The 12,507-nt window shown below is 37.3% G+C and carries 14 protein-coding genes; 6 read left to right on the plus strand and 8 right to left on the minus strand.

Annotated features, from left to right (window positions below; translation table 11 throughout):
- The first annotated feature begins 207 nt into the window (after positions 1-207).
- The 4 genes from AC1PJ9_RS03620 to AC1PJ9_RS03635 are packed head-to-tail and all read left to right on the plus strand — an operon-like array spanning position 208 to position 3,221.
- A complete protein-coding gene (locus tag AC1PJ9_RS03620) occupies positions 208-546 on the plus strand; it encodes a hypothetical protein (protein ID WP_311087079.1) in 339 nt (112 codons plus the stop codon).
- 27 nt (positions 547-573) lie between these two features.
- Complete coding sequence (pdxA, locus tag AC1PJ9_RS03625) at positions 574-1,545, plus strand: 4-hydroxythreonine-4-phosphate dehydrogenase PdxA (RefSeq protein ID WP_311087080.1); 972 nt, start codon at positions 574-576, stop codon at positions 1,543-1,545.
- Between the two features lie 23 nt (positions 1,546-1,568).
- Positions 1,569-2,381 carry a 16S rRNA (adenine(1518)-N(6)/adenine(1519)-N(6))-dimethyltransferase RsmA gene (rsmA, locus tag AC1PJ9_RS03630; protein ID WP_311087081.1) on the plus strand — a complete coding sequence of 271 codons (813 nt, stop codon included), beginning with the start codon at positions 1,569-1,571 and terminating at the stop codon, positions 2,379-2,381.
- Positions 2,382-3,221 (plus strand): symmetrical bis(5'-nucleosyl)-tetraphosphatase, encoded by an 840-nt coding sequence (locus tag AC1PJ9_RS03635; protein WP_240062432.1) that lies wholly within the window; start codon positions 2,382-2,384, stop codon positions 3,219-3,221. It abuts the gene before it with no gap.
- Between the two features lie 42 nt (positions 3,222-3,263).
- On the opposite strand, the gene AC1PJ9_RS03640 is transcribed toward AC1PJ9_RS03635, so the two are convergent.
- The 4 genes from AC1PJ9_RS03640 to hflX form a co-directional block, all read right to left on the minus strand.
- Entirely contained in the window at positions 3,264-3,707 is a 444-nt protein-coding gene (locus AC1PJ9_RS03640) for a DUF2147 domain-containing protein (protein WP_004704121.1), read from the minus strand.
- Between the two features lie 83 nt (positions 3,708-3,790).
- Positions 3,791-4,465, minus strand: a complete 675-nt coding sequence (locus tag AC1PJ9_RS03645; protein WP_263614613.1) for an LrgB family protein — start codon at positions 4,463-4,465, stop codon at positions 3,791-3,793.
- 10 nt (positions 4,466-4,475) lie between these two features.
- Positions 4,476-4,847, minus strand: coding sequence for a hypothetical protein (locus tag AC1PJ9_RS03650; RefSeq protein WP_311087082.1), 372 nt, complete (start codon positions 4,845-4,847; stop codon positions 4,476-4,478).
- A 42-nt stretch (positions 4,848-4,889) separates the two neighbouring features.
- A complete protein-coding gene (gene hflX / locus AC1PJ9_RS03655; protein WP_311087083.1) occupies positions 4,890-6,224 on the minus strand; it encodes a ribosome rescue GTPase HflX in 1,335 nt (444 codons plus the stop codon).
- Positions 6,225-6,427: 203 nt separating this feature from the next.
- Here hflX and AC1PJ9_RS03660 point away from each other — a divergent pair, with 203 nt between their 5' ends.
- The gene (locus AC1PJ9_RS03660; RefSeq protein ID WP_311087084.1) at positions 6,428-7,237 is read left to right on the plus strand and encodes a lysophospholipid acyltransferase family protein; all 810 of its coding nucleotides are present in this window, start codon (positions 6,428-6,430) and stop codon (positions 7,235-7,237) included.
- Here AC1PJ9_RS03660 and AC1PJ9_RS03665 read toward each other — a convergent pair whose 3' ends face one another.
- Positions 7,238-8,863 carry a phospholipase D family protein gene (locus AC1PJ9_RS03665; protein WP_311087085.1) on the minus strand — a complete coding sequence of 542 codons (1,626 nt, stop codon included), beginning with the start codon at positions 8,861-8,863 and terminating at the stop codon, positions 7,238-7,240.
- Between the two features lie 106 nt (positions 8,864-8,969).
- Here AC1PJ9_RS03665 and AC1PJ9_RS03670 point away from each other — a divergent pair, with 106 nt between their 5' ends.
- Positions 8,970-9,980, plus strand: coding sequence for a metallophosphoesterase (locus AC1PJ9_RS03670; protein WP_263614608.1), 1,011 nt, complete (start codon positions 8,970-8,972; stop codon positions 9,978-9,980).
- 47 nt (positions 9,981-10,027) lie between these two features.
- On the opposite strand, the gene yfiB is transcribed toward AC1PJ9_RS03670, so the two are convergent.
- From yfiB to yfiR, 3 genes are read right to left on the minus strand one after another with little or no spacing between them, the layout of a single operon-like run.
- The gene (yfiB, locus tag AC1PJ9_RS03675; RefSeq protein ID WP_263614607.1) at positions 10,028-10,507 is read right to left on the minus strand and encodes an outer membrane lipoprotein YfiB; all 480 of its coding nucleotides are present in this window, start codon (positions 10,505-10,507) and stop codon (positions 10,028-10,030) included.
- A gap of 14 nt (positions 10,508-10,521) precedes the next feature.
- On the minus strand, positions 10,522-11,745 hold the full coding sequence (gene dgcN, locus AC1PJ9_RS03680) for a diguanylate cyclase DgcN/YfiN (protein ID WP_311087086.1): 1,224 nt from the start codon (positions 11,743-11,745) through the stop codon (positions 10,522-10,524).
- A gap of 5 nt (positions 11,746-11,750) precedes the next feature.
- Complete coding sequence (gene yfiR / locus AC1PJ9_RS03685; protein ID WP_004711910.1) at positions 11,751-12,254, minus strand: regulatory sequestration protein YfiR; 504 nt, start codon at positions 12,252-12,254, stop codon at positions 11,751-11,753.
- Positions 12,255-12,507 lie beyond the last annotated feature (253 nt).

Here is a 12,507-nt window from a genome sequence, read left to right on the forward strand (position 1 = left end):
GTTGGTTTGGACTATGGAATCTGTCCAAACAAAAGGAGCCGAAATTCTAAACGAGATCACCTAAAATCACAAGAATAATTTGATGTAAGTTTTCTTGGTCAATAAGCGGTCTATATTTTTAATGGGGAGATTTAATTTAAAATTAAAAACCACGTTTTTCTGATGTGCTATGTTGAAACTGACCTGAAAAAAAGGGGGAGAAAGGATGTGTCCAAAATTATACAATTTTTTATAGGATGGATGGCAATATTACTTTGCTTGCATCTTATTCTTTTCAATGGATTTTGTCTTTATTATGGTTTTAGTGGTTTGGTTGGTGTGGCTTTGATTAGTCTTTATATGCATGCTACTCCATTACCTTATCTATTATATCTATTGGGGGGAATAGGGTTTTGCTTTATTAAGCAAGAAAATTCATTGCGAATCAATTGGCTGTGGGGTAAATGGTTAATGATTGTGACATTATTGAGTTTAATAGCCATAATTGTATCTGAAATTGCTCATACTTTTGGTTGGTTAGAGGCTAGATTCAGTCTCAATCATTGAATCCATAATATATAAATTGAGTTGAATATGAGTCATCCCTTATATATCACTTCCGGTGAGCCTGCCGGTATTGGTCCAGATATTTGTTTAAGTCTGGCGGAACGCGTTGATGAGCGTCCGGTTGTTATTTTGGCTGACCGAAATTTATTGCAACAACGTGCTCAAAAGCTTGGCTTGGATATCAAGTTTTTAGAGTATACAGGGCAAACTGAATCATGTTTGCAAGGCGAGCTTTATATAGAGCACGTAGCATTAAAAACAGAAGTCATCGATGGTCAATTAAACCCAGCTAATGCAGCTTATGTATTAGAGCAACTACGTCGTTCAGCTGATTATGCAATGTCTGGTAAAAGTGTAGGGGTAGCCACTGCGCCCGTGCAAAAATCGGTCATTAATGATGCAGGTATTTTATTTAGTGGTCATACTGAATATTACCAAGAGTTCGCAGGTGTAGAACGCGTTGTCATGATGCTGGCAACTAAAACCTTGCGGGTTGCTTTAGCGACTACACATTTACCTTTAAGAGATGTAGCAGATGCAATTACCAAACAACGCTTGTATCAAGTAATAGACATCTTGCTTCATGACTTAAAAACTAAGTTTAAAATTACCGATCCAAGGATTTTGGTGTGTGGCTTAAATCCTCATGCGGGTGAAGATGGTTACTTAGGTCGTGAAGAGATTGATACCATTAATCCGGTTCTTGAAACTTACCGCTCTCAAGGTATTAAAATCAGTTTAAGTATGCCAGCAGACACTTTATTTACTCCTGAACATCTTAAAAATGCTGATGCTGTTCTTGCCATGTACCATGATCAAGGCTTACCTGTGCTAAAATCACAAGGTTTTGGTGAAGCAATTAATATCACATTGGGCTTACCGTTTATTCGTACTTCGGTCGATCATGGTACTGCTCTGTCTTTAGCTGGGACAGGTTTGGCAAAAAGCTCAAGTTTAAATGTCGCTGTCGATTTAGCTTTATCGTTGGCAGCGAGTTAAATTTTTCATGTTGGAAATGTTCTATGTATCAAATTAATGCCCTAAACCCGAAAGATGAAGGGCATAAAGCTCGTAAACGTTTTGGTCAAAACTTCTTACATGATCAGCGAGTCATTGCCAAAATTGTACGTTCTGTTAATCCGCGTACAGGCGATAATATTGTTGAAATTGGTCCGGGCTTGGCTGCTTTAACCTCTCCTTTAATTGGAGAATGTGATGCTCTGACTGTAGTTGAGTTAGACCGTGACTTAGCAGCAGGCCTACCAGAGCGTGTACCACATCCAGAACGTTTAACTATCGTAGAAGCTGATGCATTAAAATATGATTTTAGCCAGCTTGTAAAAGATGGTCGTCCGTTACGCGTTGTCGGCAATTTGCCTTATAACATTTCAACACCACTACTTTTTCATCTCTTGGAATTTGGTAGCAAAGTCAAAGATATGCACTTTATGCTGCAAAAAGAGGTGGTTGATCGTATTACTGCTGAACCAAATACAAAAGAATATGGTCGTTTATCGGTAATGATTCAATATTATTGCCAGCCTACATTTTTATTTGAAGTTCCTGCAGGCGCATTTAATCCACCACCAAAAGTGACGAGTGCTGTATTCCGTTTAGTTCCTTATGAACAAAAACCGATTGTCGCAAAAGATGAGAAAGCTTTAGCTCGTTTGGTTGCACACGTGTTTACACAGCGCCGTAAAACCCTAAGAAACAGCCTTAAAGCTATGTTGGCAGATGACGGTTTCGAGAAAGCAGGCGTTGACCCAATGGCTCGTCCAGAAACTCTGACACTTGCCGAGTTTGTAGCTTTGGCAGATCAAATGGTGGCATAAATGACCAAGCGCTATAACTATATCATTGGAGATGTTCAAGGTTGTTTTGAAGCACTCAAAGCATTGCTGAAAGAAATACGTTTTGATCCTGACCAAGATTTTATTTGGTTTGCTGGTGATTTAGTTGCACGTGGAGAAAATTCTGTCGGTGCACTTCGTTTTATTAAAAAACTAGCCGATCGTGGCGCAGCTGCAACCGTCTTAGGTAATCATGATTTAACACTGGTTGCTGGTGCTCGTGGTCTTAAAGAAATTAAAGAGAAAGATCGTACACAGGATGTTATTGACGCTGTGGATGGTGATGAACTCATCGACTGGTTACGTAAACAGCCATTATGTTTATTTCCAAATGAACAAACTGTGCTAACACATGCTGGTATACCTTGTATTTGGGATGCAAAAAAAACGGCTGCTTTAGCGAAAGAAGTTGAAGCTGTATTAGCACATGATGATCTGTCTGTATTAGATGCTTTTTTAGCTGAAATGTATGGTTCAAAACCAGATCTTTGGACAGATGACTTAACTGGTAATGACCGCCTACGCTGTATTACCAATTATTTAACACGCATGCGTTTAACTAATGCAGAAGGTACTTTGGAATTCAGTTTTAAAGATACTTTAGATGCACCTATGCCAGAAGGTTATTTACCTTGGTTTGAATTTCCTAGTAAAGCTGCACAAACACATCAAGTATTCTTTGGTCATTGGGCTGCTCTAGAAGGCAGAACAATTAGTGAACATATTCAGAACGTAGATGGTGGCTGTGTGTGGGGTAAAAACTTAATTGCTTATCGTCTTGAAGACCAGCAAAGTTTTTCAGTAGTTAATCCTGTCATGTAATAAAAAAAAGCCGCATCAGCGGCTTTTTTTCTTTTTTAAGATTTATTCTAGGCGAATCCAGATTTGATTGCGGCCTAAAGCTGAAACTCCAAGATAACCACGCATGTGTAGACGGTTACCATTTGCACTGAGTTTGGCTTTTAATCCGTAAACTTTGCCAGTATTTGGGTCTAGAATTTTCCCACCAGTATAGGTTGTACTATCCACTTGTTTTAAACCAGTCGCGATATCTAAACCTACAATATGCTTATTGGTATAAGGCGCTGGGCAGTTATCACAAATTTCTTTTGGTGTATAACCCGGACGCGGTGTAATTTTTACAACTTTTCCTGAATAAGTACCATTTGCCTCTTTTCGTATTTCTACATGAGCCTTAGGCGTACCAGTTTTATCGTCAATCGTTTGCCACATACCAGTAATATCAGCCGCAAAAGTAGCTGAATTTATCCCCAATAAGAGCAACGCTCCAACAAAAAATTTCCCCATAATCAAAAATCCTTTTAGATTTGAAAAGATCATCTTATTTCGAATTGTTAACTGGTTCAATGTTTATTTGAACTACTTTTTAATCAATGTATTCCAAAAGATAGCATGAATGTGGGTAACCATATGGCTGTAAATACGCCATTTAAAGCCATACCAAATGCAGCATAACGACCCGCAACGGGACCACGTTGCCAAGCTTGAGCAGTTCCGATCGCATGGGCAGCTAAGCCTAGAGCTAAACCTGATGCTCTTTCATCATGAATATGTTTAAGTAAAAATGGTGAAAAGGCTGCACCAATAACTCCAGATAAAATCACAATTAGAGTGACCAATGTTTCTGGGGCATGTAATAAAGTCGCGATATTTAAAGCAATAGGTGTAGTTACTGCGCGTGTCGCAAAAGCCAAAATAGTAGGCTCAGACATATGTAACAAGTAAGCGAGGCCCATAGGCAAAGCAACAGCGCTAATACTTGCAAAAAGTAAAATCCCAATCACCGATTTAAGAGGTAAGTCGTCATAACGCATTGCAGCCAACGGTATAGCTAAAGCAACGGTGACATATCCTAATAGGTGGCTGAATAAATCGTTTACGTAAAGTCGGTATTCTTCATAAGGAACTTTCAAGATTGATAATAAACCAATTACAATGAACATACCGAAAACTAAGAGAGGTACTTGAGGGAAACGGCGGTTTAAAGGTTTTGCACAAAGATAGCCAACTAGAGTGATCAAAAATCCATATAAAATCATAAACATTTTATTCTCCTTATAACCAATGTTTTGCCATTTTTGCATAGATCCACAGAGGGATAAGGGTGCTCACCACTAGTACAAAGAGAAATAAAGGAATTTCTTTGCCCATATGCACCAGCATAATTAACGAGCCTGCACAAATGGGTAAAAAAGCAAAACCACTTTCTTTCATAATTTTATTGTTGGTGTCGACGAGTCTTAATGGGATTTTTTTAAATTTACGCCAAATGAGTAAAATGATGAGCAAACTAATTAAGCCCACTAAGTTTCCTAATTCTGGATGACCAAAAGCACGCATAACGACGACTGAGCCTTCACGAAAACCGATAATAAGTAGAAAAGTTCCTACCCATGCTGCCCAATCTATACTTTTGATCTTATCCATATTTTTTATCTCTAAAAGTGTACTTATCAAGTTTTAACTGATCTAGTGCTTGATTTCAAACTCTTCCAGTGGTCGTTTAAACTGACTCGCTCGTTCACCTAATATCTCGTCGATAGGTAATTTGGCTTGACGAATTAACTGCTCAAGCTTATGTGGCGCAATTCGTATATCAATATGTAATAGCCCTTCATCATCATAATGTTCAGATTCGATAACATTTAAGGCATAAAGCTGGGTACGCAATTTGCCATAAGCAGGTTTTAGTATTAATGAGAATTGTTGAAGTTGTCCCATTAAACATTCTTGTACTGCTTGACGTAGCAAATCTAAACCTAAACCTGAATGTGCAGATACATAAACGCGATCAGGAACATGAGGTTCTGAATAAATAATTTTAGCCTCTTCACCACTTAAATCGATTTTGTTGTAAACCCGAAGAACAGGGGCATCGGCTCCAATTTCCTTCAATACCCCTTCAACAGCTTCAATCTGATCAAGCATGTCATGGCTACTGCTATCAATCACATGTAAGAGTAGTGTGGCTTCAAGCGTTTCTTCTAAAGTTGCTTTAAATGACTCAACTAAGTCATGTTGTAGGTTTCGTATGAACCCTACGGTGTCTGCGAGCACTACAGTACCAATACCATCCCATTCTAAACGACGTAAGGTTGGGTCAAGTGTTGCAAACAGCTGATCGGCTGCATACACATCACTTTTCGCTAAAATATTAAATAAAGTAGATTTCCCCGCGTTGGTATAACCAACTAAAGATACGGTGGGGATCGAAGCTTTTTGTCTTGCTGCTCGTCCTTGTATACGCGTTTGATGAACTTTATCTAACTTATCTTTTAACTGTGTAATACGCACACGAATGAGACGACGGTCTGTTTCCAGTTGTGTTTCACCAGGACCACGTAAGCCAATACCACCTTTTTGTTGCTCAAAGTCAGCAGACCAACCACGAATCAAGCGAGTTGATAAATGTTTAAGCTGAGCAAGTTCAACTTGTAATTTACCTTCATGCGTGCGGGCACGTAGGGCAAAAATATCTAGAATTAAACCAGTACGGTCAATGACACGACATTTTAATATTCTTTCTAAATTTCGTTCTTGAGCGGGTGATAAAGCATGATCAAAAATAACCAGTCCAGCTTCTAATTCTTGAACTTTCTCTGCTATTTCATCGACTTTACCTGAACCAATAAAAAACTTAGGATTTGGCTTATTACGTTGCACTTTAACGTGCTCAAGAATATCCGCACCAGCAGACTGTGCAAGTAGAGCAAACTCTTCGGCATCCAGATCATCTAATAATTGTACAGACACACTCACCAATATTGTGCGCTCACCGCCTTGATGCCGATCAACAAATTCCACGTGGCTATAAATCCTGAAAAGGGTAAAACTTTATTCTAGAGGAAACTTGAGTAAAAGGGGAAAGGGTTTACTCTTATCCTTTAGATTATCTACATGCATTTTATTTTTTATTTGCTTCTATCCCATAGCGATGCAAGTTTATTCCGAAACGTATAGAATGGCTCGAGATGGGTATAACAATGATTGATCGTTAGTGAAATTTTATGACTCAAACGCAAAGTATAGTGAATTCAACATTAAAGAAATTTTCAAAAATAGGTTTATACGGAAAAAAAGTTACTTCAGCGACAGCGGCAATCAGTGAAGGTTTTTACTTAGTTTATCGTCATGGACTCTATAAAGATCCAAATAACCCTGTTAACACTCGATATGTCCAATATTTCTGCCGCCGTTTATGTCAAGTTTTTAACCTTGAAGTTCAAGTGCATGGCACTATCCCTAGAGAGCCTGCTTTATGGGTGAGTAATCATATTTCTTGGCTCGATATTGCAGTTTTAGGTTCTGGTGCGCGTGTTTTCTTTTTGGCTAAAGCAGAAATAGAAAACTGGCCTATTCTTGGTAACTTGGCAAAAGGCGGTGGTACCTTATTTATTAAGCGTGGGTCTGGTGACTCTATTAAAATTCGAGAGCAAATTACCGAATTTTTAAAACAAAATATTCCAGTTTTATTCTTCCCTGAAGCGACTACTACAGATGGTCATTCTGTTAAGAAAGTTCATGGCCGTTTACTTGGAGCTGCTATTGAAGCAAAGCGTCCGGTACAGGTATGTTTAATCTGTTATGTAAACCGCCATGGCGAATTAGATACCGTTGCACCATTTATTGGTGAGATGTCGTTTGTTGAGCATATTCAGCGTGTGCTAGAAATGCCGAAAGTAACCGCTCATTTATTAACATTGCCTCCTATCTCGGTAGAAGGGCACGATGTAAAAAGTCTAACTCAAGAAGTTCAACAAAAAATGGTAGAAGGTTTGGCTCAATTACATCAAAAAGTACTTAAGCCAAAAAGTTAATTACATAAATCCTTCAAGAGGTAGCCATGAAAGAAACTTCATGCCTGCCTTTTGCCACCATTTCATCTCTGGTTCTTTTTTATAAATTACAGGGCCGTTTGGCGTTTCCTGTTGCCAATAAATATTATTATTCGAGTCGAGTTTTAACTTATAAGCATACTTATTTAAATTTTCATCCATCGTATGGTGAATTGTTTTAGCTAATGCTGGACTATCTAAAATTACACCAATTTCAGTATTTAAATAGGCTGAACGTGGATCAAAGTTGAATGATCCAATAAAAACCTGTTCATCTAAAGCCATGAGCTTAGTGTGTAAACTTGAGCGGCTTAAACCTTTCATGTTTACTTTTGCTTTAGTTGCTAACTCATCCGTATTTTTATTTAGATTACGTTTATCTGGAGTCGGTAAAAACTCATAAAGTTGTACGCCATTTTTCAAAAGTTCTTTTCGATATCGACCATAAAATGCATGAACCACCGCAACGTCATTGGCTTTAAATGAATTTGTTAAAACTCGTACTTCTACACCTTCTTTGGCAAGTGAACTTAAAATTTTAGCGCCTTGCTTTTCAGGAATAAAATAAGCAGAAATCAAATCAACATTACTTTCTGGTTTTTCCAAATGATTAATCAATTGGAAATTCAAATGCTCTTCTTTTTTGGCTTTTGACTTAATTTTATCTGGAGAGTCTTTCACAACTTCCGCCTTAACCCAGTCAAATTGGATGTTATGGTCTAGCCATTTATCAAAAGCATGCGATCTAGAAGTTAAATCAAGGAAGTTTTGAACTGTTGCTTGTTGATAGTGAGCATCAAGTTGTTCTTTTAGACTTTCATAGCGTAAACGGTGATATTGAGCACTGACAATACTCTGCACCGAATAAGCATATTCATGATTCCAGTAATCATCAAAAGAATTTACGATGTCATCAACAGCTGCACCGACTAACATGACATCAACGTCAGAAAATTGATAACTATCACTAACGTTATAATACTGATTGGTCATATTACGCCCGCCAATCAGCGCAACCTGATTGTCAGCAATAAAACTCTTATTATGCATACGACGATTGATACGCTTTAAATCAAGCACCATATCCATCGCACGGTATTGGCGAAAACGGTAAGGGTTAAATAGTTTAACTTCAATATTTTTGTGCTGAGAAAGAGCAAGTAAAACCCCTTCCATCTTTTTAGCATTATTATCGTCAATTAATAAACGCACTTTAACGCCACGATCGGCAGCACGAATAATGGCATGCAAGGCCAAGGCACCAATTTTGTCATTATCCCAAATATAGTACTGTAAATCTAAAGTTTTCTCGGCCTTATCAATCAGTCGCAAACGAGCTGCCAAAGCCTCCAAAGGATCATTTAAAACGTGATAACCCGTTAAATTGGGGTTTTGCTCACGTAATGGCGTAATAATTTTCGCAAGCGAAGTTTGAGATGTATCGATATCACGCGCGTATTGAACGGGTTCAACACGATGTTTGGGTAAGGTGCTACAACCTGTCAAAGTCACAGCAAAACTTGAACAGACAATTAGGGAAGCTTTGATCAAAAAGCCTTTAGCCTGTTGATGAGTTTGAAGCTGTTTGGAATGAAAGGATTGTGCCATAATCAATACATGCGATAAGGTGAGCTAGAGTATAATTCGTGCATATTGAAAGATAAATATTGAATTTGATTACTAGCAATCAATATAAAATAAGTCGAGAGTCGTAATGTGGAACCCAAATTCAATCATTTTTTGTTTTTACTTTATTTTTTCAATACTTGCCTTATGGGGGATTGTTGAAGCTTGGGTTCATCAATCGCGCACTGAAACGATTCATCCATTTAAAGCTTTTGTTCACTTACTTGCTTTTTATCTATCTTATCTTCTTATTCCACTGTGGTTCTTTAATTTATATGCAGGTTGGATGGGGTATTACTCAATTCATCAAACCATTTTTATCTTCTTATTAAGCGGTATTCTCATTTATGCACGTTTTATAGAACCGCATATGGTACGTGTTGATGTTCATCAATATCGTTTGAATCCAGATCGCCGTTTTAATAAACCTGTAAAAGTTGCTTTAATTGCTGATTTACATATAGGTTTATTTTCTGGTCACGAACGCCAACTTAAAATTATTGTAAAAAAACTCAATGAACAACAGCCAGACTTGGTGGTTGTGGCAGGAGACTGGACTTATGAACCAGAAGATAAGTTAGTTCAAGAGCTGGCTGTACTCAAAGATATTCAAGCTCCAGTTTATTCGGTTCCTGGAAACCACGATGAGCAATATCCTGGGCCTCCTATCCAACAACTACTAAAAGATGCACTTCACTACAATGAAGTGATGGACATTGAAGGGAAAATTGTTGAGTTTGATGAGTTCCGTTTAATTGGTATTGGTGATCTATGGGCTGGCAAAACAGATATGCGTTCAATGCCAGACTTACCTCAAGATAAACCGTGGTTAATTCTGTCCCATAACCCCGATACTGTAGATATGGTTCCCAAACTACCTAATCGCCCTTTAATGTTATCAGGGCATACTCATGGGGGACAGGTCGAGCTTCCTTGGGTGACCAACTATATTATGAAAAAGGTATCAATTTTAGGTCATAAACGTGGCTTTTATTCGCATGAACATGCAGACGTATTTGTTACTGTTGGAACCGGTATGGTTGGTATCCCCCTAAGATTTCGTGTACCACCGACCATTGATATTATTGAACTTGTATAAAATAAAAAAAGCCAATCATAAAGATTGGCTTTTTTATAATTAGAAAATTAAGGAATAATGACGATTGCAACACGACGGTTGATTGCTCGATTTTCATTAGTTGTATTTGGTACATATGGTTGAGTTGAACCGCGCCCAATAACGTAAATATTTTCCTTTTTAAATCCACGAGTCAAGAAGAGGTCTGCAACACTTTGCGCGCGTTCTTCTGATAACTTCTGGTTGTACTCAGGATTACCTACATCGTCAGTATGACCAACAATTTTTAATTTATTCAAATCATATTTATTTAATTGATTTGCTAAGCGTACTAGCTCTGCTTCATGACTTTGTTTTAATGTTGCATCATTAAAATCAAATAATAAGCGTTCTGGTAAACCTAGAGTCCAGCCTTCATTAGTCAGAACAAACCCCTCTTTTTTTAGCATTTTTACTTGGCGGTATTTCAAAGGACCAAAACTCAAGCAGCCTGCAAGAGCAATGCACAGCAATGCAATAAAGGAGAGTTTTAAAGATCTTGTATTCATAGATTAGCCTAAATTTAATTCTCTGGTTTATAAATAAACCAATGTTGCTCAGAAGTCTTAGCCTTATACATCGCTTGATCTGCTTGCATAATGAAATCTTCTGGACTAGACGCAAATTGGGATAAAGCAATCCCTACACTAAAACTGAAATAAATCGTTTGATCATTTAGATGCAAAGGTTCTTTACAGCTTTCGAGTAAATTTTCAGCAATAGATATTAAATGATCAGCATGCGTAATGGAATGCAAAATGACCGCAAATTCATCGCCACCTAGACGCGCAATGAAATCTTGATGTCTTAAACGTGTTTGTAATCTTTTCGCCATCTCTTTTAAGACTTCATCACCAGCTAAATGACCGAACTGATCATTAATGGATTTGAAGTTATTGTTATCTATGAATAATAGGGCTGACTTGTTGTCAAAATCCTTATCTTCAAACATATCTAACAATATTTGATAAAAATAATGTCTATTCGGTAAAAGGGTGAGTTGGTCATGATGAGCTTGAAACGATAATTTACGATTTTCCTTTTGTAGCTGATTATCCCAAATCTGAATTTCTTCAAGTAACTCATTAAAAACGGTATTTAAATCTTGAAACTCTTTAATCCGGTTATACGGAAAACGAAGATTATAAGCTTTCTGTTCACTTACGATCTGGGCAATATTTGTGAGTGGATAAATCGCTTGCATAATTTGACGATAAGTCAAATTCACTGACCACAGCAAAGCACAAACGATAAATAACATCGCAAATGCAAGACCGACCATAATCATCTTTAAAAATTGCAATATTTTTTCAGAGCTACCAAAAAGCGTTAACTCACCTACATTCTGTTGGTGATGATAAATCGTTAAATGTACAGGCTCATTTAAAAACCAATGATCAAACCATCCTTCTAAAACAGAAGTTTGACTCGATAACTTAAAACTTTGCGCAATTAAATGATGTTCAGAATCATAAATATGAATCGCGCGGATAGAGTGATCATTTGTATATTCATTTAAGATCTGTTCTATCGTAATTTTATCGTTAAATACTACAGCAGGCTGAATACGCTCCAGAAGTGTATGGCTGAGTAACTGCAAATTCTGCTTTGCATAAGTTTCCATAGTAAAAACGGAAATTGATACAAACGTAAAAGAGCAAATAAAAAAAGTAATAGCAAAAATAGTAAATTGAGATTTTCTAAAAAGTGCGTGTAGAGAAGTTGACTGATACAACTTAGATATCATAGCCATTACTCCGCATTCTTAGCCAAGAGTAATACCCTTGGATCAATATGGACCTTGGAATGGCTTAATGCATCTAAGTTAACTTTAAAAGTTGTGTAATTATTTTGGTCATATAAACAAAAGATACTACCAACTTCACATTCTGGATTATTAATACTTAAAGAAAGCAAAGAACGATATGGATAATTCTGAATTAAATTTTGTTGTTGTTGAGGGGAAGTTGTAGAGAAATAAACAGCTTGGCAATGAGACTTTGGAAAATCTTTAGCATTAACTGTCTGTACACGATAGTTATAAGATAATTGCTGAATATAAGACTGAAAAGTAGACGTAATTGAAGCATTATCAATTACACAAAGAGTAGGGGTGCTTACATTCTCCCATTTGCTATAACTTAAAATAGATAAGGTCAGCACATAGAAGTTATGTTTTGAATTGGCATACGCAGGCCCGCTCGTAGCAAACACTACAAGTATGCAGAATAATACTTTCTTAGCGGAGTGCCACATGGTGAGTTAATGCCAAATCAATTGCACGAATAATCTATTCTACATGAAGTTGATTAACTAAAAAAAGTTTAATATCTCATCTAATTTACACCCGAAAGCCTAAAAATTGATCGGTTGAATGATAAAGTTTGAGAAAGGGCTTGCAAAGGGGATGGGATGGTCTATAATGCACATCCATCGGCGGTGATGCAGATAGAAACTTGTTGAAAAACAGTTACTTGAGATTAAGTTGGTTGCTTTAAGTGATGAATTT

It is taken from the genome of Acinetobacter sp. 70_2 (assembly GCF_056736115.1).